Below are 24,856 nucleotides of genomic sequence, written 5' to 3' on the forward strand. Positions count from 1 at the left end.
CTCGAGCGGCTTTCCGACAACTCGTATTGCTTCCTCGACGACTTGGTCGCTGATGGGTCTCAGTTCGGCATAGAAGTCGCCTCGGCTTCTCCCACTACACACGCTCCGATGCTGAGCATGCAGAAGGCAGGCGGGAAGGGGCCCGACGTCTCTACGTCGACTGAAATATAGATTTCGGTGTTCGTTGTCATCGCCGCGAAACCAGAGGTGCTCGGTCGATGTATTGCGACCAGAACGCCTGGAACGCCTCCCTTCGACCCTCGACTGGGTCACCGTCATTCCAGAAGTGGCACGGGATGGCGTGTTGGTCGAACGGTAAGTTCGTGCCTTGCTCCGCCGTGCAGAGAACGTGGACTGGCCGCGCAAGTGCATACCCGAGTTCAATGAAGCAGTTCGGTCTTTCGCCCGTCACGTCAACGATGGCGACCGCCGAATGGTGCAAACGCTGGAAAACTTCGACGTTCAGAAATCCTGACTCCACGCGATCCTTCCCGAGATCGCCTCGCGCAAGCCCGCATTCCTCAACCACTGGATCGACGACGGTTCGGAAAAACCTCTCCACACGCTCGTATGCCTCGTGCGTGGAATTCAATAGGCGGACGTAGAACGCTGTCGGTCGTGCGAAGCTTGTGATTAGCTCGATGATCCCTGAGGCCACAACATTGACGGGAACCTTCCCTTGATTCGTGGCGATCTTCGCCAGCTTTGCACCTTCCGTCCCCGCCTCGGATTCCCGCAGGCGGACGAAGCTCAGAGGATCTGCCCTGGATTGTTGGGCGAGCCGCTCTGCGCCACCTGTGCCGTCGTCTCTGCTGGCTCCAAGCGGAAGATCAAGCGGGATGACCGCCTTGCAGGACTTTCTATAGCCATCCGCTAGATGTTCAACCCCGGTCCCGCCCCCGAGGATGAAGAGCGCATCGCCGTATTCCATTTGACGTTCCCGAATCATGGTCGCGGATCGTGCCCCGGCCATGATTCTCCGCACCTCGATCTTTCCGCTTCCCAAAAGCTCGTCCCAAAGGCCCCTTCTGGGATCGGGAATCTCCGTCTCTCCCTTTTCAGAGAGGACAACAACGACCGGACGACCAGCGCCGGTCGGCTCCGGGCAGGTTCCTGATCGGACGGCCTCCGCGATCAGTTCCAAAACCGACCAGTCGAAGACTTGTGCCGGCCCGTCCTCCAATTGCGGTTCCTTTCCTGCGCCGACGACAATTCCTCCTCCTCTTTCAAGCACTCCCCGCGTTACCTGACGAACAAGCTCATGAGCATAGTGGGCCAACGCGGTGTCCGTTTTAGGCCCAATGCTTCCAGCGATATGGAGCCGCTTTCCCGAAAGAGCTCGCTCCATCATCATGAGTGCCTCGCCCTTGAGTAAGAACCGTCCTGCAGGTCGGCGAACACCATCAGGTAGTCCGAGAAAAGCGTTGCGTATCTCCACAGCACCACATCCACAACCTGAACTGGCTCACCGAGGTGGTCAGATATCAGCTGGCACAATTCCAGGGGGGAACTGAATCCGGCCGCCGCAGCAATCCGTTGAAGGTGGCGATCAGGCTTCACCACGGGAAGGCCCAGATTCTTGGCAAGATGGAAAGCAGTGATTGACCCGATGTAAGGCAGGGTTTGGAGGAACCGCACGTCTTCCTGCTCGACCTGGCGGCGGACACGGTCGAACCCCATCTCGTCGACGATGGATGCGATATCAAGAATGGCATTTACCTTTCCTCGGTGGTTGAACACCCTGAGGCCAGCACGCCTGCAGCGGGCACGGTTCGCTTGGATCACGGACGCAGACCGCAGACCCAGAAAAGCGTCGCAGAGTGGCACAAAGAGCCGCCGCACGACTGCCTCCCGGAACCCTGCGGACAACACCGTCCATGCGGATTCACGCAGGAATTCGCACTCACTAATCCGATCGAGGCGTCTCTCCGTCTGCCAGTCGATCTCCCAGGCGAAGCCCTGGGCGACCACTGCCTCCTTCGCGGTGAGGTACGCGTCTAGTAGGGGGGCGGCGCCGTTGCCGCCAGAGCTCCCAGCCGTGCGCTCCGCACGTGCGGCACGCGCGTTCAGGTCCACTGGCCTTTGCACCCTATGTACCTCCCACCAATTCGGTCCAGGCATCCACGCTCTTCGAGGCGTCCGCATTCTGGAGCTTCCGCTGCACCCTCTGGAGAGCTTGAGAGGCGACCCGTCGCCCCTGGCTGTTCGCCGCACCGAGGTATTCATCGACGTACACAGATTGTCCGCTTCGATCCGTTATCGGCGCCTTCACCAGCTCCGCGGCTCGGTCGAAGAAATGGGCGACCATAGCCTTGTAGGTCCGCTGGCCCTCGTAGTTCTTGAAGGCTTCGATTGCTAGAGACTCCACATGGTAGCCGGTGAGCTGCTGCTGCTTCGGAAGCGTGGCGATGATCGCCTTCGTGATCTTGATCGTTGGGATGAGCTTCCCATCCTGCGATTTGTTGGCTTGGGTAAGTTTCTCGGCGAATGCACGCGGATTGATCCTCGACCATGACCTTCCATCGGTCGCAGCGATCCGAAATCGGTCGCCGTCTCGCATGGCTGGCAACAACTGGACCTCCTTCCCACGGACGGTCACAGTGATAGCCAGGTCGCCGACCTTCACGTTTTCGATTCCGTAGAGCTCACCCAGACGCTGTGCGAAGCGGTGCTTCAATCGTTCCGGCGACTTTCTTCCCACGTCGTCCGGATCGATGATCACCAGCGCGTCTGTGTCACTCAGCCCATCCAAGTAGGTATGGCGGGAAATCGACCCACCGTAGACCAGGTCCACGGTCCCGCCGATTTCATTTCCCAACTCCTTCTTGACGTCATCCAGGATCTCTCTCGTGCCCGCCGCATCGCGGGCGTTAAAATCCCTGAGAAATTCGCCGAGCTGCTGGTTCACGCCCGTATCGTACGTCGCATCTTGAGCCTGGGCCTCCGTCTCACGCAGTTTTCTAGCAAGCTCGCCAGGATCCGCGCGGCCACGGAAGTACCCCCCACCTGATCCTCCCATTACTCGCTCCTCTCCAGCTGACGTAGCATTCGTTCGGTGGCCGTCTGCACGAAGCCCCGGTTATCACTCAAGTAAGCCCAATCACGCGTTTCTGCCAATCGTCGGAGCGATCTTTCCAATTGATCCAGGTACCGCAGGTTGTCCTTGATGGTGCGCACCCGTGCCTCGTCGTCATTGACCTCCAAACCGTACGCGACCGTTGCGTTGGTATGGACGTAGACGCACTGCCCCGAGTTGTATGCGTATCGCGACCACGTGAGGCCATCGAACACCTCGGCGCCCGCAACGAAGTAGAGGCAGACCGAGAGAGGATCGAGCGCGCCGAACACGTGGATGGGGATTGGCATTGAGGCATTGTCGAGTGCTTGCCGAAGGCCGGCGATGCGGACCATTCGCTCCAGCGGGGAGTTGCCGAGCTCCTTTTCCGTCACCCCAACGAGCTGAAACCCGGCGAGTTCTCCAACATGGGCCCGGATCGCCAGGAGTGCGGGCCCCAGACTACGTTCTTCCTGAGCCTCCGGCTTGAGTAGGAACGAGTGTAGGTGACCTGGTTTGGCTAACGCGGCTTGCTTGGCGTCTCGCAGTTGTTCGCTCACGGGCCTTCTATGGTTCGAGTGGTCATAGCTGACAAGTACTGCCGGTATGCTGTCTGGCCAACGATCCCAAATAGCCTCCAGCTGTGCGGCGTCCCATTCCTCCGGCCGATGAACAGGTTTCTCAACCGCCGACAAGTCATGGTCAGCAGAGACCTCGTAACCACCGCTGTCTAGGAACATCAGGTCAGCGGACAGAGTAAGATTCTCTGGCTCGGGAATGTACCCATACTGGATATCGTAGGCGCTCACAAGGCACGTCCTCGTGATGAACTCCTGAGCGACATCAAGAACCCGATTAACTTCCGGTCTTCCTCTGCGTCCGAAGCCGAAAGCCTTACTGGAAAAGGAAGGGACGAGTAGCGGCGTCTCCAACGAGGCACCGGAGGGATGCACCAGCCTGGAAGTGTTACAGAGCATAGAGCGCCTCCCGATCCTTACACGAAAGACACTTGGCGCAGGGACGCACTCCGCCTCTCTCGCAGCTATATGTGGCGTTAACTGGCACTCTGGCATTCCTGCAGAATTCCCAGATGAGCTGCTTACCCCACTTGAGGAACGGAGCAGCGAGCTTGATCCTGCCCGCTGCGTAGCCGTCAACGATCATCTGCATGCTCTTAAGGAAGCCGTCGGTACAGTCGTAGTAGGGAAGTCCTTCGTGGATACCTATGGCAATAATCTCGGGCTTCAAGCCGAAAACGAGAACCGCGGTAAACACTAGGAAAGCGTTTCGCCCGGGGATTTCCCCGACAGAAAAAGCCACTCGCGACCGTACTGTGATTATCGAGAGGCGTACACCGTAGCGCTTACAGACTGCCCTGGCAGCGCGTAGTTCTTGCTTCGCCGCGGGTTGGCCGAAATCCACGAATAGCGGTAGGACCTCGACCCTCTCACGCAGGTAGAACGCTAGCAAGGCAGCAGAGTCGATCCCTCCGCTCGTCAGGACCACTACAGACGGCTTCTTCAAACGCGTGCTCGCCACCTGCGTGCGATGAGGATCGGATGGTCTCACGACATCGGTCCCTCGAACCAGACGCCGATGGACTCGCCGCACATGACTACAGTTCTCCCCGGAAGGCTCGGTACTGGAGGCAGGAGAAAAGTCCGTCCAGCTCCGCCAGCGCTGTGCGCTGGGCGATTCTCGGATTCTCCAGCGCTCTAACTCGCCTGGCGAATTCACCCTGCAACTCTTGAGGCGGAACTGGAACCCGAATTCTATTGAGCAATTCCAGCGTCAAATACTTTGTGCCTGTCCCCTTGGATATTCGCTTCAGTTCAGCCAAACGGTGTTCCAACACAAACCGCGAGTATTCATATGAATTGCGTTCGTCTCGAAGCGTGATGACGTAGGTTCGCTGGTAGGCGTTGAACTTGCCTTTATAGTATTTGACCGAATAGTCAGCGGTCGCGTTGTTGCCAGCAAGCAGGAGTGCCTCGCAATCAAAGGCAAATTTGTCGATCCAGGCGTCCTCTCTAGAACACGTGAAAAACGGATATTGCCCAGAGGCTACAGCCGCATTGGAATCGAGTTTGCCTGTCGTGAAATGAAAGAACGTCTCCAGTGTCTGCTGTGGCCATTTTCGCGGATTCGAAATCGGGTCGCCGAACATGTCGAGGAAGATGGATTGGGTGAGGGTGTCGAGCATGGCGAGGGCTGCACGGCGCTTAGCTCGCAGCGCATTGGCTTTGTCCAGGAGCTGCGCAATCCGCCGCTGCTCGGGGAAGGGTGGAAGGGGAAGTCGGACCTTTCTCGCGAAATCCCGGGAGATGCCGCCGACGGTTGCCCCTCGAAAGTCCAACGCGATTGCTCTCTGCCCTTGAGGCGAGCGAAGAAAATAGAACACGTACTCCGGGCACGCCTTGGATTGATCAACCCGCACGCAGAACACGTGCTCGTTGACCGCCGCCTCATGGAACGGAAAGTCCTCACCCACGAAGCTCGTCTTTCCAGTCGTTGCGCCGTCCTTCACGACAAGGATGTCACGACTCTCGATTCGCCCGCCCCTAATGCTCTCGAAAAAGGGTCGCGGGATTCGCTTTAGGGACAGGAAGTCGAATCCCCCATCCGCGTTCAAGTGTTCCCCGCCAAGACTGGGAATCTCGCCGGAGTCCACCGAGGCGCCGCCCGGTGGGCGGGCTCCACTCTCTAACGAAGCCAATACTGTTTCTAACGGGACGACGTTCACCGCAACATCGCCTCCAGCTCCTTCAACCCCCGCTGGATCTCGTCCTCCAGTTTCCACAGCTCGGCGAGGATCTCCTTCGGCGGGTGGTGCTCGACCGCCTCGTGCACCACCTCCTTGTAGCGGTTGAGCGAGAGATCATAGCCCTGCGTCGTGATGTCGGCTCTGGGTATGCAGAAGCTCTGTGCCGTACGTGGGCGTTCGCGTTCAGCACCGGTTCGCTGGCTCCAGCGTGAGAGCACATCGGGGAGGTTGTTCTTGCGCTGCTCGTCTTCGGACAGGGCGCTTTGTGGCACCGGACCCAGCTTGTCATCTGGTAATAGTGGCGTGCGTTTGTCGTCGAGAGTCCAACCGTCGGCCTCAACATCGTAAAACCAGACGAAATCCGTGCCGCCTGAGTTCGTCTTGGTGAAGACCAGGATCGCCGTGGAAACACCAGCGTATGGTTTAAACACACCCCCTGGCAGCTTGACGACGGCATCGAGCTTTTGATCCTCCACCAGGATGCGGCGCAGCTCCTTATGTGCCTTACTGGAACCGAACAGGACGCCGTCTGGCACGATTACCGCCGCCCGTCCCCCTGGCTTGAGGAGGCGCAAGAATAACGCGAGGAAGAGCAGTTCGGTTTTCTTGGTCTTTACAATCTGCAAGAGATCCTTGGCCGTGTTTCATAGTCCAGGGAGCCGGCAAAGGGGGGATTCGCCACCACGAGCGTGTACCGTTCGGCATCATCGGCATGATCTTGCGCCAGTGAGTCTCTATATCGGATGTCTGGGCTGTCGACCCCATGCAAGAGCATGTTCATGCTGCCGATGCGGAGCATGGTGTTATCGAAGTCATAGCCGTGAAACATAGCGTGATGGAAATGTTCTCGCAGTTTCGTGTCGTGCAGAATCTTTTGGCATCGTTCGCGCAGATACTCTCCTGCGGCGACCAGAAATCCCGCTGTGCCACAGGCCGGATCGCAGATAATGTCGGTGGGCTGTGGCGCTGTCATCTCAACCATCAATCGGATGATGTGACGCGGAGTACGGAACTGTCCGTTCTGGCCGGCCGTCGCGATCTTCGCGAGCATGTACTCGTAGATATCCCCCTTGGTGTCGCGCTCCTCCATCGGCACCTTGTCGAGCATGTCCACTACCTTCGCCAATAATGCTGGCGTCGGGATCGTGAAGCGTGCATCCTTCATGTGGTGCGCATAGGTGGAATTGCCGTTTCCAAGCTGTCGGGCGAGGTCGAGGCGCAAAAACGGAAACAAATGCTCGGCGACCACGACGTACATCTCGGCTGGAGAGAAGTGTTTGAAGTGGGACCAGCGGAAGTTTTCGTATGCCCGACCCTTGGCGTCGCTGCCCTCGGGAAAAATCCGGCGCTCCATCCCTTTCTTAAGCCGGTTCGCCTTATTTTCTTCGAGCGTGTGAAGGTCATCGAGACGGCGAATGAAGAGCAGATAGGTGATCTGCTCGATTACCTCCAGCGGGTTCGAGATCCCTCCGGACCAAAAGGAGTCCCAGATGCGGTCGATTTGGCTGCGAATATCCCCGGTAAGCATTAAGGTTCCATGTCTACATCGTGGCTATGGTTTGACTGCCATACTCATATCACTGCTTGATTGACCAGTTTTTGAACTTTACATGACCGAGGGCTGGGTTCCTAACTCGAGTCATTTGATAACAGCACAATCTCTTTCACGGCGGCCGCATCTTACCCATTTTCACGTAGTGGGACAAGTGAGACATGGAGAAAAAGTGATGTGTATCGGCCTGATGAATGAGTGCATTTCCGCACGAGCAGCGCGGCCCTGGTAAACCTACCTGGATCGTGGCGGCAATGGGGACCGAGAAATAATAGCTACCTAGTAGAACCGCGTCGTGCGGTCGTCAGGCTGCGCGGATCTCCACGAAATCCTGATGCACGGGAATCTTGAAGCCGCCGTCGGGGGTGGCGAAGTTGGCTTTCACATACGCCTCGACATCGCACCTCTTGGGCGGGGTCTTGATCTCCAAGAGATTCAGCATGAACTCGGCCACGGCGTAGGTCTCGGCCAGATCCGTCGTCTCCACGTGCGCGGGGTCCAGCGCGGTCGTAATCTCGTAGCGGTCGCCATGTTTGGCACGGAAAGTCTCGATTGTCTGGCGGAGTTCGAACCGGTGCCCGTAGAAATGATGGAGCATGTTCATGCAGCCGCTCTCGCGATACTGGAGCACGAGGATCGTGACGCCGGCCGGCGCCATCCAGGACACGAGCCGCTCGATATGCGCGAGCCACTCGTCCGCCGGGATGTAATAGAGCGTGTGCGAACAGAGCACGAAGTCGCCCTGTACGGTGGGCTGCGCCTCCATGATCGGCCGGGCGATCGCCTCGACCGCCGGCAGCGCCTGGCGGAGCTGGTTCAGGAGATACTCATTCGGTTCGATCGCGATGGTCCGCTCGAAGGAGTCGGCGAAAGTCCTGGCCAACTCCCCGTTCCCCGCTCCCGCGTCGATGAAGACGCGGCGATGTGGGAGCCCATCCACCAGCCGCTGGAGCCACTGTCTCGCGTTCCGCTTTTGGTCGGTATGGTCCAGAAAGATCTGAAACGCCTGTTTGTATGCCTGGCCCTGGCTGTCGAAGATGCGGATGCACTCCTCCCTCGTCATGACGGCTCCTCCCGTTGACGCGTCGGGACCCAGTCCCTTCGCGCGGCGCAGCATACAGATTTCTGAAGACGCCGTCCAATTGCGGGGCGGTTCCTTCTTATATCTTCGGCATCCGCAACGTCTTGCTGATCATCAGACTGCCGGACAGACCGAAGAGCAGTGAGAAGGGATGGAGGATTGCCGGCCCGATCGTCCAGCTGCCCCACCAGAGGTCGTCCCCCAGCCGGCTTTGCCAGGCCGCCAAGGCCAACACTGCCGTCAGCAGAAACGTCGTGGGAATCGGCGTGCCTTCGAAATAGGCCACCTTCTCTCCACCGGCCGACAGCGCGTCGGCCGTCACGTTGTACCGGGCGAGCCGGCTCACCCCGCAGCAGACGAAATAGATCAGGACCAGCCAATCCCAGCCGCCGCGCAAACCTGCCGCGAAACCGAGCACGGCCGGCGCGACGCCGAACGAAATGATGTCCGCGAGCGAATCCAGCTCGCGCCCGAGCGCCGACTGCTCGTGCCGCCATCGCGCCACTCTTCCGTCGAACCAGTCGAAGAGCAATGCCGCCGGGGTGAAGGCGGCGGCGGCGAGAAAGAATCCTGGCGAGCGGCTCTCCATATACAGGAGACTGAAGAAAATAGCCGCGACCCCGCTCGCGGCGTTGCCCAATGTGAGCACGTCGGCCAGGTGAAATTCGCGGATCATCGAGAAGTGTTGTTTCTGAGGCATTGCGGCTGATCAAAATCTACAGGCGACCAGCGAGGATGTCCAGGATGGAAAGTTGTCGCACCCTCATTTAGGTTTTGCTCTGAACTTGCCCGCTCGGTAAGATGAGGGAAGTTTCACCGAGGACACGATATGAACGACCAACATCCCATGCCTCAGATGCAGGCTGATCAGGATCCTGAAGAAACCCAGGAATGGCTGGATTCCCTCGAGTATGTGCTCGGATCCAAAGGCGTCGATCGGGCCGCCTATCTCTTCGAGCGTCTCCGTGACCGGCTCGGCGTGCGCGGCGCTCAGGTGTCGGCGCCGCTCAATACGCCGTACGCCAACACAATTCCTTCCACTCAGGAACCGCCGTACCCCGGCAACCTCGAGATCGAACGGCGGATCCGGAGCTTTATCCGCTGGAACGCGATGGCGATGGTGGTCAAGGCCAATAAGCAGCATTCGGGCATCGGCGGGCATATTTCGACCTTTGCCTCGGCAGCCACGCTGTACGAAGTCGCGTTCAACCACTTTCTGCACGGTAAGAACGCGCCGCAGGGCGGGGACCTGGTGTATTTCCAGGGGCACGCGTCACCGGGCATCTATGCGCGCAGTTATGTCGAAGGGCGCTTGCCGGACGAAGCCCTGCATCACTTCCGCCGTGAGCTCAGCGCGAGTGGGCGGGGTCTGTCGTCGTATCCCCATCCGTGGCTCATGCCCGATTACTGGGAATTTCCCACAGTCTCGATGGGACTCGGTCCCATCATGTCGATCTACCAAGCACGCTTCAATCGATATCTCCATGACCGTGGCCTCAAGGATACGAGCCAACAGCGCGTGTGGGCCTTCGTCGGCGACGGTGAAACAGACGAGCCGGAGAGTCTCGGAGCGCTGACGCTCGCCTCGCGCGAACGGCTGGACAATCTGATCTGGGTCGTCAATTGTAATCTTCAGCGGCTCGATGGACCGGTTCGCGGCAACGGCAAAATCATTCAAGAGCTGGAAGCGATCTTTCGCGGCGCCGGGTGGAATGTCATCAAGGTGATCTGGGGCAGCGACTGGGATCCGTTGCTGGCCAAGGACGACGAAGGCCTGCTGGTGAAGCGGATGGGCGAAGTCATCGACGGCTGGTACCAGAAGTACACCGTGGAAGGCGGCGCCTTCGTGCGAACGCACTTCTTCGGCGCCGATCCCCGCCTGCTCAAGATGGTGGAAACCTATTCGGACGAGCAACTCCACAAAATGATGCGCGGAGGCCATGATCCACGAAAAGTCTATGCCGCCTACCGAGCGGCCGTCGAACACAAGGGCCGGCCGACCGTGATCCTCGCCAAAACAATCAAAGGCTATGGATTGGGCGAAGCCGGCGAAGGGCGGAATGTCACGCATCAGCAGAAAAAAATGAACGAGCATGAGCTGCGCGAGTTCCGCACGCGCTTCGGCGTGCCGGTGCCCGATGACCAACTCGGGTCCACCCCCTTCTTCCGGCCGCCGGCCGGCAGCCCGGAGGCGCTCTACCTGGTCGAGCGAAGCAAGGCCATGGGCGGTCCGATTCCGGAACGCCGGGTAAAAGTCGAATCCCTCCAGACGCCGCCGCTCGAGCAGTTCAAGGAATTCATCGAAGGCTCCGGCGACCGCGCCGTCTCGACGACCATGGGCTTTGCCCGCATGCTCGGACGCCTGCTTGGACTCAAAGAGTTCGGGAAGCATCTCGTGCCGATCATTCCCGACGAAGCGCGTACGTTCGGGCTCGAGGCGCTCTTCCGGCAGTATGGGATCTATTCGCACAACGGCCAGCTCTATGACCCGGTCGACAAGAGCTCCCTGCTCTACTATTTCGAAGCGACCAATGGCCAGATCCTGGAAGAAGGCATTACTGAAGCGGGCGCGATGTCGTCCTTTATAGCCGCCGGCACCGCGTACGCGACGCACGCGCTGAACTTGATACCCTTCTATATTTTCTATTCGATGTTCGGATTTCAACGAGTCGGCGATTTGATCTGGGCCGCTTCCGACATGCGGGCTCGCGGTTTTCTGTTGGGCGCCACCGCGGGCCGGACGACGTTGGAAGGCGAAGGCCTGCAACACCAGGATGGGCACAGTCATTTGCTGGCGAGCGCCGGGCCTACGATGGCCGCCTATGATCCGGCCTTCATGTTCGAGCTGGCGGTCATTCTGCAGGACGGGATGAAGCGCATGTACCAGGATCAAGAGGAACTCTGCTACTACATCACGCTCTACAACGAATCCTACCGCATGCCGCCCATGCCGCCGCACGCGGAAGAAGGAATCCGCGAAGGCATGTACCGCTTCCGGCCGGCGCCGGACCGTGGCAAGCATCGGGCGCATCTGCTCGCGAGCGGCCCGCTGATCAATGAGGCGTTGCGGGCGCAGGATCTGCTGCTCGAACGCTATGGCGTGGCCGCCGACGTATGGAGCGTGACGAGCTACAAAAGGTTGCGTGCGCGGACGCTTGAGGCCGAGCGCTGGAACATGTGGCATCCGGACGAATCGCCGCAGACGAGCTACCTTCAGAAGACCGCGCGAGCATTTGACGGACCCTGCGTCGGGGTGAGCGATTACGTCCGCCTGGTGAGCCAGCAAATTGCCCCGTGGATCCCGGGCGGCCTGCTCGCCCTGGGCACCGATGGATTCGGCCGCAGCGATACCCGCCAGGCGTTGCGCCGGTTTTTCGAAATTGATGCCGAACATCTTGCGGTCGCCACGTTGTATGCGCTGCATCAACAGGGCGGGAAAATTCCGGCGCAGGCGGTCCGGCAAGCGGCGCAGGATCTTGGTGTGGGTGGAGACGATCAGGCGCCCTGGCATCGATGAGCCGGGCGGTCTACACAAAGGATGATGTCCTATGAGGGTGGAACTACCGTTTCTCGCGGACGGGGTCGAAGGCGGCGACGTCGTGCAAGTGCTCGTCCACGAGGGTGATCAAGTTACGGCGGGCCAAGCGCTCCTCGAACTGGAGACCGATAAGGCCACGGTGCCGGTGCCGGCGCCGTCTGCCGGGAAAGTGGCGCGCGTGCTCGTGCGCCAAGGCGATCACCTCAAGGTCGGGCAAGCGCTCGTGGAACTGGAAGGCGACGGTGGGGCGCCGTCCAAAAAGCCGGCCGCACCGGCAACACAGGAGTCCAAACAGCCTGCCGCTGCGCCGTCCCGGGAAGCCGCGCCGTCCCCACAACCGCCGCCGGCTGTCGAGGCCGCGCATGCGAAGTCCGTCGAAGAACGGGAAAAGCCGCCGGCTCAGCCGTCTACTGCGCCATCGCAGGCCGGCGCGCCGTCTTCGAAAACGGAACCGCCGGTGCAGGAGCCGCCCGGCAGCGAGCAGACTGAGCGCACTGCGTCCGCGGGTGCTGGGATCGCCGCCCCTCCGTCCGTGCGGCGGCTCGCACGTGAATTGGGTGTGGATCTCGCACAGGTGAAAGGATCGGAAGCCGGCGGGCGGATCACGGCCGAAGATGTGAAAGCCTATGTGCGCGAGCGGACGCGGCGCAGCGGCGCGCCGTCAGAGAAGGACGGGCACGGCGGGAACGTCTTTACGACGATGTACGGCAGCGAGCGGCGGGAAGCAATCCCTTCGCTCCGGCGGAAGATTGCCGCCACGGTCACGCAGGCCTGGACCACCATCCCGCACGTCCATCAGTTCCAGGATGCCGATATTACCGATTTGCTTGCGCTTCACAAACGCTATGCCCCTCAATTCAAACAGAAGGGGGCCACGCTGACCCTGACCAGTTTGTTCCTCAAGGCCGTGACGCACGCGCTGAAACTCTACCCGCAGTTCAATGCGACGATCGATCTGACCAACGGCGACATCATCTACAAGGATTATTACAACATCGGCGTGGCGGTCGACACGCCGGCCGGGTTGATCGTGCCGGTCGTTCACCACGTCGATCGGAAAGACCTCGTCCAGATTTCTCTGGAGCTGGCGGATCTCGCCGACCGCACCCGCAAGCGTGAGGTCAAGCTCGAGGAGTTGCGTGGCGCCACCTTTACGGTCAGCAATATGGGCGGGCTCGGCGCCGGTCCCTTCACCCCTATCATCCTTCCCCCGCAAGTCGCAATCTTGGGGGTCGGCAAGGGACGCCGGCTCCCCGTCTATCGCGACGGCCAATTTGTGCCCCGCATGATGCTGCCGATCTGCGTGGCCTATGACCATCGGCTGATCGACGGAGCCGACGGCGCGCGCTTTACCAACGAAATCGTCAAAGTTCTGGAAGATTTTCAGGCGATGTTTCTGGGATTGTGACCAAGCGGAGAAGACACCGATGGCTGATACGCACTACGACGTGGCGGTAATCGGCGCAGGACCGGGCGGCTATGCCGCCGCCTTCCAGGCGGCGGATCTGGGACTGCGCACGGCGCTGATTGATCAGGAAGCACAATTGGGCGGCGTCTGTCTCTTGCGCGGCTGCATTCCCTCGAAGGCGCTGCTGCATGCGGCCCGCTTGATCACCGAAGCGGAAGAGGCGGAGGGCTGGGGCATTCAATTTGACAAGCCCCGGCTTGACGTCGACGCGTTGCGCCGCCGGAAGCAGGCAATCGTCGGCAAACTCACCAAAGGTGTGCAGACCTTGGCGGGCATCAGGAAGGTCGAGGTGATCCAGGCGCGGGCTTCCTTCACCAACGCGACCACGCTGAGCCTGTCCGGTGTATCCGGCTCGAACGAGCGGCAGGAGGTGTCGTTCTCCCACGCGATTCTTGCCAGCGGCTCGCGGCCGGCGATTCCCTCATCTCTCAAGATCGAAGATCCGCGTGTGATGGATTCGACGGGCGCGTTGGAGTTGCCGGACATTCCGGGGCGCCTGCTCGTCGTCGGCGGCGGCTACATCGGGCTCGAACTGGGGACCGTGTATCAGGCCCTGGGCGCCGAGGTGACGCTCGTCGAAGCCTTGCCGCGCCTGCTCAACGGCGCCGACCCCGATCTGGTGCGGCCGCTCCAGCAGCGCATCCAGCGGCGCTTCAAGGCAATCAAACTCAATACCACCGTCGAGAAGCTCGATGCCCGGAAGGACGGCATCGCCGCGACCTGCACCGGTCCGGATGGAAGCACCACCGACGTGTTCGACCGTATCTTGGTCGCCGTCGGACGCAAGCCCAATACGGAGCAGCTGGGGCTCGAACACACGAAGATTGCGCTATCCCCGCAGGGGTTCATCCAAGTCGATCGACAGATGCGGACCGGCGAACCAGCGATCTTTGCCATCGGCGATGTGGTCGGCGAGCCGATGCTCGCGCACAAGGCCTCGCATGAAGGACTGGTCGCAGCCCGGGTAATCGCGGGCCGGCAAGCCGCATTCGACGCGACGATTCCCGCTGTTATTTTCACCGATCCGGAAATCGCCTGGTGTGGAGTGACCGAAGAGGCGGCCAAGGCCTCCGGGCAGGCGGTGACAATAGCCAAGTTTCCCTGGGCGGCTTCCGGTCGGGCCACGACGTTAGGACGAAACGACGGCCTCACGAAATTGGTGCTCGATGCCGAATCAGGCCGCGTCCTCGGGATGGGCGTCTGCGGGGTCGGTGCCGGCGAGTTGATTGCCGAAGGCGTGCTGGCGATCGAAATGGGCGCGGTCGCCGAAGACGTGGCTGCCTCGATTCATCCGCATCCGACCCTGACCGAGACGGTAATGGAAGCGGCCGAAACGTTCCATGGACAGGCCACACACATTTACCAGCCGAAGCGGTAATTCGTGCCCGCCTTCCGCCTTCTTGATCTGACGTTTCCTTCCCCCGAGGAGAACCTCGCGCTCGATGATGCCTTGCTCGAAGAACTGGATGAGCACGGCGGTGAGCCCGTCCTGCGGTTTTGGGAAAGCGACCGGTATTTCGTGGTGCTGGGCCCTAGTTGCCGACTCCTCGACGATGTCCATATCGCCGCCTGCGAGCAGGATGGAGTCCCGGTGCTCCGGAGGGCCAGCGGCGGCGGGACCGTCTTGCAAGGCCCGGGTTGTCTCTCGTATGCGTTCGTGTTGCCGGTGACTCTCCATCCGGAGTTGGCCGATATCCGATCGACCAACCGCTTCATTCTCGAACGAATCGCGCTTGGGCTCCATCGATGGGAACCGGCTACGGCCTTTCGGGGCATCAGTGACCTGGCAATCAACGGGATGAAAATCTCGGGCAACGCGCAACGACGAAAACGCAATGCGGTACTCTTTCATGGCACGATTCTTCATGCCATGTCGGGTGAGCGGATTGCGCGTTATCTGAGACAACCGGTGCGGCAACCGGACTATCGTGAGAACCGGCCGCACGGCACATTTCTCCGCACGATCAATGTCCCGGTGAAAGACCTGAAAGACGCGATAGCCGCGGCATGGGGCGCCGCCTCGCCGATCGATGTCTGGCCGGAAGCCCGAATGGCGGAGTGCATCCGGAAGGTCTTCCAGCGGACTGGGAACGAGATCAAGCCGGACGCGGCTACGGGCTGTTCGTCCGAGTCCGGAGGTTGAAGACTCCCTCCCATGGCTTCCGGCTTCCTTTGCCTTTCTGTCCGCTTGCTGTACAATCGCCGCATGGCCTTTGATCCTGCCAACCCGCCGATTTGGCTGCGCAAGCTTCACGTGACGGCGGCCCAGCTCGATCCAAGTGACTACGCCCCGACTCCGGAAGAAGGGATTCTCATGGTTTGCCGCCTATCCGATGCGCACCAAATTTTGGCAAAGGCCTTTGCCGATGCACTCTTTCCCGGCTCATCTGACGATGACCCGCGTGTCGATGACTAATCTTTGGGTAATAGAACAAGGATGGAGTCTCACGAACAAAGTTTTAATGAAGGATCGGTTATCGCAGAGTCACGCGATTTGCGGCTCGCGGACATCCTCTGTATCCCTTGGATATTATCTATGCATCAGACCAGCATGAACGCGAGGTGCTGAACCGTGCGCAGCAGACGACTCTGCTTGGTGTTTCATTTCCCGTGGTAAGCGCGGAGGATCTCATGCTGCTCAAGCTTAAGGCCGGCCGTCCAACAGATTTCGATGATGTGATCAGCGTCGTTAGGAACCCACGACGTCAGCTCGATGTAGATTATCTCTGGTCCTGGGCCGACAGGCTGGGCCTGCAGGGTGAATTGCACTATGTGCTTCAGGCCACGGGCGGACCGGCAGGCGGCTGATGTTAGTATCTGCTTACTCGTTTTGAGATTCTGACTCAGGGAATAACGGCTCCTGCAGAGCAAGCAGCTCCAATCCTTCGATCTCCTTCAGTGACTTCCCCGCGATGCCTTGCAGATCGCCGTACATCCCGACCGTTGCCTGCATGACGCGGTCGATCTGTTCTTCCCGCTTGGCCCATTGTTTGGTGATCGCCTTCTTCTCCTTATCGAGATCCTCATTCATCGAGGAGAACGCCTCGACAATCGCTTGCACTCGCTGGCGGAACCGCGGGCCGGTCAGATATTGGTAGACCATTTCCATCTTCGTCTGCTGGCCCTCGGATGACGTCCGGGCGCAGCCGACCTCCACCAATAACTGCCGTAGCGCCAGCGCGACCGGGATGAGGCAGCGCGGATGCGTGACCCAGACGCCTTCGATCAGATCGAACGTTTCGACGCCTTTCGGCACCGCCTGGCTCACAAGAACCGCCAGCTCCGCCTTGGCGGCACGCTGATCTTCGCGCAGCTTCACGAGCCAGCCGTCGCTCCAATTTTTTGTGCGTTTGGATTCCCAGAGGATGGCGCCGCAGGGGCGGCCCGCGGGACCCACAACAGATTGCAGCACATCGCCACCATATTCGCCCTTCGGCACCGGCGTGATGCGGTCCTGCGGAAACTTGGCGGCCAGCATCGCCTCTAATTGCAACTCCAACACTTCCCCTTGCAACTGCTGAGAGCCCTGCTCCGCCTTGCGGTGCAACTCCTCCAACTGCTTCTGCATCGAGGCGATGGTCTGTTCCTTCTCCAAGACTTTCAGTTTGAGCGTCTCCTCCGCTTCTTTCTTGGCTTGATCGCGCGCGGCCGACAGGGTTTCTTGGACGCGCTTTTCGATCGTGACCTCCAACTCGCGTTTGGCATCGTCCAGTTCCCGCTGTTTTCTCAAGAGATCAGCCTGCGCTTTTTGCGCCTCAGCCAGTTTGGTATTCCGTTGCTCAACGATCTCTTGAAGTTCTGCAATCGCCTTCGACTTGTCTTCCAGATCCTGGCCCAGCGCCAGTTTCGCCTTTCGCGCCTCCTCGGCCGCGATGGCGATCCGTGCCTGCTTGAGTTTTTCCGCGACTTGCTCATCCAGCGTGGCCTTTTCTTTGGCCAACACGGTTTCACGTTCCTTCAGCATCGCTTCATGTTTTGCGAGGTCGGCGTCTTTTTGCCGGAGTCGTTGCTCGTACTCTTTTCTGGTCGCATCCAGCAGCGGCGCGGCCAGAGACTCGGTGAGCTTGATCTCAACCCTACAATTCGGACAAGTGATCGTTGGCTCGGTCATGGATTGTGCCAGCGGGCGCCCTCGAAGGTTTGATTCGATTGATGCGAAAACTTGACGATGTCTCCATCCTTCACGGCGGAGGTCAGCGCACCGATCTTTTTGTTGACCGTGATCATCACCTCACCGTTATTCAGAAACGTCATCAACCCCGCCAAGCGATCCTGATTCGAAGCCAGCAGTTCCTGGACCGTCGTCGGGTGCGCAAGCTCGATGCCCAGTTCCGATTCCCCGATCGCATCCCGCAATGTCAATCCCAAAATCAACACGGTGACCATTCCTATTTCCCTCCTGATAGGCAACTCGTGACTGGGCGGCTTGTTACTCCTGCGCCCTCGCATGGCACTGAAAACAATCTTTCCGTTTGGGATGCTGGACCGGCAACGGCCGAGATCCGGTCGCCTGGTGGCACGTCAGGCATTCCTTTTCGTTCACCACCGCCCGATGCTCCGCATCGGCCGGGACCATGGGATTCCGATCGCGCGGCGACGGGAGCAGCGCGACGCCGCCGACGACCGCCACGGCCAGGACGACAAAGACGAGATCCACCCTGCGGAAGGAGAACCTCATGCCTTGAGCCGATCCGATCCTGCCGGCTCCGCCGCCTCGTACGATTCTTCGAGAAGTTGCGCGAGATGTTTCACCGTGATCTTGTCATTGCCTGAAAGACCGTTGCGAAGTTGAATCATGCAGGCGGGACAGCTCGTCGCCACCACGTCGGCGCCGGTCTCCGCCATGGCGCGCCGCTTCCGTTCGAAAATTTTCTGCGACGTGTCGTAATTCTTGACGAGATAGGTTCCGGCTCCGCCCGCGCACCGATCGGCGTCCGGCATCTCGACATAGTCCAGGCCCGGCAAGTTCGACAGGATACTCCGTGGTTCCTTCGTGACGCCGGCTGCCCGTAAGTGGCAAGAAGAATGGTAGGTGACGCGCCGGGTCTTAGAATCGGCGGCTGCCGCGGGCGGTTGATTTTGTGCGCGAGCCACAAACTCCGCGATATGGACCACCCGCTTCGCCAAATCTTCGGCGGCCCGCTGCTCCGGCGCGCCGCCAAATAACTTCACGTAATCCTTGAGCATGAGATGGCAGGAGGCGCAGCCGGTGACCACGGTCTCATAGCCGGCAAACGACTTGAGATTAAACCGCGCATGCTGCTTCACGAGGTCCACATGCCCGTAGGTCTCGATCGGCGTGCCGGAGCAGCGCTGAGGGGGGAGCGCCGGTTCCACTCCGTGTTTACGCAGTACAGCAATGACTGCGTCCCCGACGCCGTCATCGAAATAATTCGCGGCGCACCCGTGGAAATAGGCGACTCCTGCCGGTTTGCGGGACGCGCCGGCTTTGACCAAGTCCGGGTGCCGCTCGCGCAGGTGTCGTGTAGCCAGTTTCGGGAGCAGCATCTCGGCCGGGAGTCGCGCCGTCTCAGCAAGGCGCAGGAGAAACGGTTGCGCGAGCCGCTCGATCCAGCGGCGCGGCCCGGGACGATCCCACCAGGATTGAGTCTTCGCCAAGACTTTAAGGATCGGTTCAAATATCCATGGTCGCGCATGCACTGCAAATATCCACCCGGCCGCCCGATTCGGATGCTCAGCTCTGCGCTTCAGAATGAGATCGGAAACGTCGACGCCGGCCGGACAGATCGTGCGGCAGGATTTGCAATTCAAACAGGCTTCCACCACTCGTTTAGAGTCGAGATATCGATAGTCTTTGGCTGTGACGATCTCGAACCAGCCCCGCGAGCTCATGTCTTCCGACTGAAAGACATCATAGACCGGACAGACAGAGTTGCACTTGGCGCAGGTGGCGCATGACTTGGACAATCGCGTGTAATCAATGTGTTCGGTGAAAGACTTATTGCTGATCTTGATCCCAGGATTGAGAATCCCGCTCGGATCAAAAACCTGCTTCACCTGCACGAACAGGCCGTACAGTTCATCACCGAACATCTTTTGCACGTACTCCGCCCGAATCCGTCCATCGCCATGCTCACCGCAGATCGAGCCGCCGAAACGGTTCAGCACGGTCTCATGCACTTCACGGTAGGCTTGCACCATCTTCTCGAAATCCCGTTCATCATTGACGTCGAGCAGCGGCAGGACATGCGCGTTCCCATTTCCAATGTGACCGAAGATCGCGACCGGCGTCTTCTGATCGCCGAAAAATTCTTCCAAATATCGGATGAGTTCGCTGATCCGGCCGGCGCCAACGACCACATCATCCACGAAGTTGATCGGTTTCTTGCGCGTATCGAATCGATACAAGGTCGGATAGAGCGCCTTGCGGGCTTTCCATAATTGTTCGCGCTGCTCTGTATCGAAGGCGATGGCCGGCTCCGCGGCGAGTTGATACCGGCGGCAGATGGCCGCCATCCGATCCGACTGCTCGGACAGTTCTGTCCTGCTGTGGTCGGCTTCCAATTCCACGAGCAGGGTGGCGGCTGCGTCCGTGGGAATCCCGTGCCTGCTTCTGCCGATCAAGTTGAGCGTATTGGCATCCATGACTTCAAGCGCGCTCGGCGTGAGAGTCAGGAGATGGGGCACCGCCTCCCCCACGTCCTCCAGCCGCCGAAAATGGATGAGCGCCGTCAAGGTGCCGGCCGGACGCACGGCGAGCCGGAGCGTCGCCTCGCTGAAGATGCCCAACGTTCCTTCGCTGCCGATGAAGAGTTTCGGCAGATCGGCCATCCCTTGCTGCAGCCCGTCCTCCAGGCCGAAGAGGTTGTAGCCGCAGCTATTTTTGCTGACCGTCGGTCGTTTCCTGCTGATCACGTCGCGATTCCGAGTCACCATTTCCATCGTGTCACGAACCGGAGCATGGGCAGCCAGCAATTGCGCCCATGCCGGATCGCTCAATGAATAGGCTCGGGCGGCGAGCCAGTCCCCGGAGGACAGGCAGACGCGCAGATGCGAGACATTGTCCTTGACCGATCCGTATCGCAGGGTATGAGGTCCCGACGAATTATTCGCCAGCATGCCGCCCAGTTTGCACATCTCGCCGCTGGAGGGATCGGGACCGAATAGAAGATTCGCTTTCGCCAGGTGTTTGTTGAGTTCGGCGAGGATGATGCCGGGTTGGACGCGGGCCCATCGCTCTTCCCGATTGACTTCGAGCACGCGATTCATGCGGGAGACATCGAGGATAATGCCGGAGCCGATCGCCGAGCCGGTTAGATTCGTACCAGCCGCGCGCGGCGTCAATGGAATGCCGTGTGTGGTTGCGTATCGGATGAGCCGATGAATGTCGTCTTCGTGATCCGGCAGCGCCACGGCTTGGGGGGCCATGCGATAAATGCTCGCATCTACCGCGTAGGCAGTCAGAGATGGGCCGTCGTCCCGCACCTTGTCGGGGCCGATCAGGCCCCGAAGATCGGCCGCAAGCGCGCGGGACTTGTCAGGAAGTATAAGGGGCATGATGTTTTTATGATACCCGACCGCAGCGCATTCTAGATACTCGTCGGCCGAAGGACAAGCCGGTTGTTGATCATCGAGTGATCCGCTAAGATGCGCCTCTCTCGAAACGGAGTCATGATGGCACGGCGACCGACTCTCTATCTGTCCAGACTTTTACCGGATCCGGTGATGGCCGCGATCGGCGAGCGCTTCACTCTGATCGATCAACCGGGAGAGATCCCGCCGCCGGAGAGTCGGCTGTGCGAGGGACTGAGGGATGTCGACGCGGCTATCTGCACGCTGACGGAACAAATTTCATCGTCGGTGTTGGCGGGCGCCCGGAAGCTCAAGATCGTGGCCAACTATGCGGTGGGCTATAACAATATCGACCTCGCGGCGGCCAAGGCTCACGGGATCATCGTGACCAATACGCCGGATGTGTTGACCGACGCGACGGCCGATCTCACGTGGGCCCTCATCCTGGCCACTGGTCGCCGTCTCGTGGAGGGGGACCGGCTGGTTCGTTCCGGCCGCTGGGACGGCTGGCGCCCGACTCAGCTGCTAGGTCTGGATATCTCGCGGCGCACGCTCGGTCTCATCGGCATGGGCCGTATCGGCCGGGCGGTAGCGGAGCGAGCGGCAGGATTCAATATGCGGGTTCTCTACCATACTCGCCGGCCGTTGGAGGCGACTGAGCGGCGGGATACGTGGATCTCGTGCACGCTTGACGCCGTGCTGTCCGACGCGGACATCGTGAGTCTCCATGTGCCTCTGACACCGGACACCACGCATTTGATCGGCTCTACGCAATTGGCATTGATGAAGCCGACGGCAATTCTGATCAATACCGCCCGCGGCCCCGTGGTCGATGAAGCGGCATTGGCGGTTGCGTTGGAGCAAGGCCGCTTGGCGGGAGCGGGCCTCGATGTGTATGAGCAGGAGCCCATTGTTCATCCCCGGCTATTGGCGTGTGATCAGGTGGTGTTGGCGCCTCATATCGCGTCCGCGACATTCTCGACTCGCGTCCGAATGGGGATGATCTGTCTAGACAATATCGATGCGGTGCTGAGCGGACGAGCGGCGCCTTGCCGGGTCGCATAAGCAGGGGCGAAACGGGCCGTGGATCGGATAGACAATGGTCTGCTTACAGGGGACGGGAATCCTGCATGGCCCGAGGGCGGTGAGAGGCCTGGTGCGAGGCCGATGTCCCGTTGGCATTGGTTTCAGCTCGCAGGTTTTGAAGGCGTTGCGGGACGTCATAAAACGACGGGATCGATTGGTACATGGCAATCGCCCGATCGCGCGCTGAGATCTTCTCATAGAGAAGGCCCAATTCATAGCGCACGATCTGGACGTTCCCTTCGCGACAGCGAGAATCCGCCACCAGCTTTTCCAAGAGTTGAATGGCGTGATCGCACTGGTTCTGCTCCTTCAGACAGGAAGCCATCATGAGGCAGGAATCGACAAAGAAGGCCGTGTCTTTCATGGAGGTAAAGAATTCCTCCTTGGCTTCTTCCAGCAACCCCATATCCTTATAGGCCATGCCTAAGGCATAGCGCGTCTCCGCATCCAAGGACTGGACCGGCTCGGAGGCGGCGGCCTGTCGTTCGGAATGTGGAGCAATTGGTTCGGCCGGTATTGCCGGTTCAGTGAGGCCGTGGCCGGAGGAGCAGTGCATCGTCTCCAGAATCGGTTCCGGCTCGCCGGATTGGGGGCGAAACGGCGCATCGGCGACCGGTTCATCGGTCCGGGTCGGCGCCATGTCCACCGCCGGTGAGGCCGGCTCGGCCGCGGATGGAGCGTGGGCCGCTTGGTCGGGATGGAATGCCGAGGCAAGCTTTCTGGCAATGGAGCTACCGGGAGCGAGCGCCTGTACTTTCTCATACAGTTCCGCCGGCAAGGTGGGCATGCCGGGCTCCGGATGTTCAAGGAGAATTTCGACCGCCCGCCCATATTGGTCCGCAGCCGTCGCCCCGTCGCCCTTTTCCTCATAGAGCTCGCCGCTCAGTTCCAGCATGGGGACGGAATTGGGCTCGGCCTTCAGATATTCTTGAATCAGTGAGTCGGCCAACGGATAATCCTGCGCGCGCAATGCCGCTCCCGCGAGAAATCGATATTCCCCCAAGGCCACATTGAGATTTCCTTGCAGGAGATGCAGGCGGGCCAGCAGTTGGCAGATTTGCGGATTGCCGGGTTCGCGGCTCAAGAGTTGCGTGAGCATTGCTTCGGCGCCGGCATACTGGCCTTCTTCCATTCGTCTGGTCGCTTCGCCGAGCAGGTCGCCTGGCTCCGCCTGCTTGGTGCCCGCTCCCCCGGCCGGCTTGGATGGCGGGGTAGAAATCGTTTCCCCCTCCCCTTTCTTGACCATGTCGAGAATTTCTTTCGCTTCTGCGTTATTGGGATCCAAGCGGAACACGGCCAGATACGCGTCTCGCGCTTCGTCCAGGCGCTGCTGCGCAGACCGTTCACGCCCGAGCTGCAGGTAGACTGTGATCGCTTCGTCCTGAAGATTTTCCTGGACGCACAGTTCGGCTACCTGGCGTTGCGCATCGAGATTGGAGGGATCCTGAGTGACGATCCGGCGATAAATCTCGAGGGCTTGTTTGCTCTTCCCTTCTTTGAGATAGAACTTGCCGAGGGTCAGATAATCCTGCACGGCGCTGCTCAAGAGCCCACGCTCGGCGTTAAGGTCCCCCAAATGGCGGTAAACCTCGTGCCGGCTGGGATCGACCTTTAGAATTTTTTTGTACGCGGCAATGGCTTTCAGCGTGGAACCTTCGGTGCGGAAGGCGGCGGCGGCTTGGAGGAAAGCGGCGATGGCTTCGCCATTGGCGTTCCGCTTGAGATGCAAATCGCCGATGGAATTAAAAATGGTTCCGTCCGTTGGGCTGTCCGCCGTGAGTTTTCGCCATTCGGCGATGGCGGCATCGAACTGTCCTTTTGACGCAAACAGTTGGGCGTTTTGAAGCACCGTTCTCCGGTCGACGGCCACTGCCTACCTCCGCTGTCGCATGAGTGTAAACGCTAACAGTATCAATACTTTTTGTCAAAATAAATGACGAATGAACTGAGAGTGCGGAGGCGAGACAACGGCACGGCCGGTCCCAAAAGAAGAGGCGACCATCCCCCTCGGAGATGGTCGCCTCAATGAAAAAAAAGAAACCGATGTCAGGTGGCGGATGCGAGCATCTTCAGGACATTGGCCGCTTGCGGGCCCTTGGCTCCTTGCACGATATCGAACTCAACGTTTTCGCCTTCTTTCAGTGTTTTGAATCCATCGCCTTGCAGCGCCGAGTAATGCACGAATACATCTTCACCGCTATCGAGTCGAATGAACCCGAAGCCCTTGCGGTCGTTAAACCACTTCACTGTACCTTTTGTCTTCACACAGTCCTCCTTTCCTCAACAAACAGACCGAGTTACGCGCCAGCCAGAGGGGAATGACGCAGGATCACATGATGCAGCGATAAGGAATAATGATAGGGGGAAGCGCGACGGGCTCCTGAGGAGAGACGTTGAAGCAATGAGGGAACCCATCATGACCTACTGGAAAGTGCGCAGGCGAAATACCATATGACACTCAACCTTGTCAAGCTGTTCTTTTAGCATCGATATATTTGACTCAGTAGTGTGATCCTGTTATAAATACGCGCCTTGGTATGTGGCGTGAAATATTGCAGGGCTTGGTCGTTTGGGCCATCAGTAGCATTATCCTGAAAGCGTTTGACTGGCTTGTAGGGAGGCCGCATTTCGTGGAAACGATCTGGCAGAAGTTTATTGTCGAGCTATGGCCGGTGTGGATTGGCCTATCTATCGCTGCTGTTTACTCCTTCATCACATTTCTTCTTGGCACCCGTCGCATGGCTCAGCGGAGCCTACAGCTAACGGCATCACTTATTGA

At 59.6% G+C, this 24,856-nt stretch carries 21 protein-coding genes and 1 pseudogene; 7 read left to right on the forward strand and 15 right to left on the reverse strand.

The features are described from left to right. Positions 1-187: 187 nt before the first annotated feature. The 9 genes and pseudogenes from ACWGXE_RS10570 to ACWGXE_RS10610 all read right to left on the reverse strand — a co-directional run bounded on the left by ACWGXE_RS10570 (position 188) and on the right by ACWGXE_RS10610 (position 9,152). The gene (locus ACWGXE_RS10570) at positions 188-1,354 is read right to left on the reverse strand and encodes a hypothetical protein (protein ID WP_447603544.1); all 1,167 of its coding nucleotides are present in this window, start codon (positions 1,352-1,354) and stop codon (positions 188-190) included. Beyond that, a complete protein-coding gene (locus ACWGXE_RS10575; RefSeq protein WP_447603545.1) occupies positions 1,351-1,971 on the reverse strand; it encodes a hypothetical protein in 621 nt (206 codons plus the stop codon). Before ACWGXE_RS10575 ends, ACWGXE_RS10570 begins: the two co-directional genes overlap by 4 nt. A gap of 118 nt (positions 1,972-2,089) precedes the next feature. Further along, positions 2,090-3,019, reverse strand: a complete 930-nt coding sequence (locus ACWGXE_RS10580) for a CBASS oligonucleotide cyclase (protein ID WP_447603547.1) — start codon at positions 3,017-3,019, stop codon at positions 2,090-2,092. Continuing rightward, positions 3,019-3,864 (reverse strand): hypothetical protein, encoded by an 846-nt coding sequence (locus tag ACWGXE_RS10585; protein WP_447603549.1) that lies wholly within the window; start codon positions 3,862-3,864, stop codon positions 3,019-3,021. The genes ACWGXE_RS10580 and ACWGXE_RS10585 overlap by 1 nt, the downstream gene beginning before the upstream one ends. A gap of 157 nt (positions 3,865-4,021) precedes the next feature. Continuing rightward, positions 4,022-4,579 carry a 7-cyano-7-deazaguanine synthase gene (locus ACWGXE_RS10590; RefSeq protein WP_447603551.1) on the reverse strand — a complete coding sequence of 186 codons (558 nt, stop codon included), beginning with the start codon at positions 4,577-4,579 and terminating at the stop codon, positions 4,022-4,024. 91 nt (positions 4,580-4,670) lie between these two features. Further along, positions 4,671-5,798 carry a restriction endonuclease subunit S gene (locus ACWGXE_RS10595; protein ID WP_447603553.1) on the reverse strand — a complete coding sequence of 376 codons (1,128 nt, stop codon included), beginning with the start codon at positions 5,796-5,798 and terminating at the stop codon, positions 4,671-4,673. Further along, positions 5,795-7,347, reverse strand: a pseudogene (locus tag ACWGXE_RS10600) (type I restriction-modification system subunit M). Before ACWGXE_RS10600 ends, ACWGXE_RS10595 begins: the two are co-directional and overlap by 4 nt. Before the next feature lie 328 nt (positions 7,348-7,675). Next, the gene (locus ACWGXE_RS10605) at positions 7,676-8,434 is read right to left on the reverse strand and encodes a class I SAM-dependent methyltransferase (RefSeq protein ID WP_447603554.1); all 759 of its coding nucleotides are present in this window, start codon (positions 8,432-8,434) and stop codon (positions 7,676-7,678) included. A 97-nt stretch (positions 8,435-8,531) separates the two neighbouring features. Further along, a complete protein-coding gene (locus ACWGXE_RS10610) occupies positions 8,532-9,152 on the reverse strand; it encodes a CDP-alcohol phosphatidyltransferase family protein (protein WP_447603556.1) in 621 nt (206 codons plus the stop codon). 129 nt (positions 9,153-9,281) lie between these two features. Between ACWGXE_RS10610 and aceE the strand changes: the two genes are divergently transcribed. The 6 genes from aceE to ACWGXE_RS10640 all read left to right on the forward strand — a co-directional run bounded on the left by aceE (position 9,282) and on the right by ACWGXE_RS10640 (position 16,266). Continuing rightward, on the forward strand, positions 9,282-11,969 hold the full coding sequence (gene aceE, locus ACWGXE_RS10615; protein WP_447603557.1) for a pyruvate dehydrogenase (acetyl-transferring), homodimeric type: 2,688 nt from the start codon (positions 9,282-9,284) through the stop codon (positions 11,967-11,969). Between the two features lie 31 nt (positions 11,970-12,000). After that, positions 12,001-13,398, forward strand: coding sequence for a 2-oxo acid dehydrogenase subunit E2 (locus ACWGXE_RS10620; RefSeq protein ID WP_447603559.1), 1,398 nt, complete (start codon positions 12,001-12,003; stop codon positions 13,396-13,398). 19 nt (positions 13,399-13,417) lie between these two features. Then, complete coding sequence (lpdA, locus tag ACWGXE_RS10625) at positions 13,418-14,836, forward strand: dihydrolipoyl dehydrogenase (protein WP_447603561.1); 1,419 nt, start codon at positions 13,418-13,420, stop codon at positions 14,834-14,836. 3 nt (positions 14,837-14,839) lie between these two features. Next, entirely contained in the window at positions 14,840-15,601 is a 762-nt protein-coding gene (locus ACWGXE_RS10630; protein ID WP_447603563.1) for a lipoate--protein ligase family protein, read from the forward strand. Positions 15,602-15,613: 12 nt separating this feature from the next. After that, entirely contained in the window at positions 15,614-15,874 is a 261-nt protein-coding gene (locus ACWGXE_RS10635) for a hypothetical protein (protein WP_447603565.1), read from the forward strand. A gap of 107 nt (positions 15,875-15,981) precedes the next feature. Then, complete coding sequence (locus tag ACWGXE_RS10640) at positions 15,982-16,266, forward strand: nucleotidyltransferase (RefSeq protein WP_447603566.1); 285 nt, start codon at positions 15,982-15,984, stop codon at positions 16,264-16,266. 13 nt (positions 16,267-16,279) lie between these two features. Here the strand turns inward: ACWGXE_RS10640 and ACWGXE_RS10645 are convergent, their stop codons facing one another. The 4 genes from ACWGXE_RS10645 to ACWGXE_RS10660 are packed head-to-tail and all read right to left on the reverse strand — an operon-like array spanning position 16,280 to position 20,976. Then, complete coding sequence (locus ACWGXE_RS10645) at positions 16,280-17,569, reverse strand: DUF2130 domain-containing protein (protein ID WP_447603568.1); 1,290 nt, start codon at positions 17,567-17,569, stop codon at positions 16,280-16,282. After that, the gene (locus ACWGXE_RS10650) at positions 17,566-17,844 is read right to left on the reverse strand and encodes a MoaD/ThiS family protein (RefSeq protein ID WP_447603570.1); all 279 of its coding nucleotides are present in this window, start codon (positions 17,842-17,844) and stop codon (positions 17,566-17,568) included. Before ACWGXE_RS10650 ends, ACWGXE_RS10645 begins: the two co-directional genes overlap by 4 nt. A 43-nt stretch (positions 17,845-17,887) precedes the next feature. Then, positions 17,888-18,136: a cytochrome c3 family protein gene (locus ACWGXE_RS10655; protein WP_447603572.1), complete on the reverse strand. Its 249-nt coding sequence runs from the start codon at positions 18,134-18,136 to the stop codon at positions 17,888-17,890. Further along, positions 18,133-20,976 (reverse strand): FAD-binding and (Fe-S)-binding domain-containing protein, encoded by a 2,844-nt coding sequence (locus ACWGXE_RS10660; protein WP_447603573.1) that lies wholly within the window; start codon positions 20,974-20,976, stop codon positions 18,133-18,135. Before ACWGXE_RS10660 ends, ACWGXE_RS10655 begins: the two co-directional genes overlap by 4 nt. Positions 20,977-21,090: 114 nt before the next feature. Between ACWGXE_RS10660 and ACWGXE_RS10665 the strand changes: the two genes are divergently transcribed. After that, positions 21,091-22,056: a 2-hydroxyacid dehydrogenase gene (locus ACWGXE_RS10665; RefSeq protein ID WP_447603575.1), complete on the forward strand. Its 966-nt coding sequence runs from the start codon at positions 21,091-21,093 to the stop codon at positions 22,054-22,056. Between the two features lie 43 nt (positions 22,057-22,099). Here ACWGXE_RS10665 and ACWGXE_RS10670 read toward each other — a convergent pair whose 3' ends face one another. Both ACWGXE_RS10670 and ACWGXE_RS10675 read right to left on the reverse strand, forming a co-directional pair. Continuing rightward, positions 22,100-23,947: a tetratricopeptide repeat protein gene (locus ACWGXE_RS10670; RefSeq protein WP_447603577.1), complete on the reverse strand. Its 1,848-nt coding sequence runs from the start codon at positions 23,945-23,947 to the stop codon at positions 22,100-22,102. Between the two features lie 176 nt (positions 23,948-24,123). Beyond that, the gene (locus tag ACWGXE_RS10675; RefSeq protein ID WP_447603578.1) at positions 24,124-24,342 is read right to left on the reverse strand and encodes a cold shock domain-containing protein; all 219 of its coding nucleotides are present in this window, start codon (positions 24,340-24,342) and stop codon (positions 24,124-24,126) included. Positions 24,343-24,856 lie beyond the last annotated feature (514 nt).

The organism is Nitrospira sp. Nam80 (assembly GCF_965152575.1).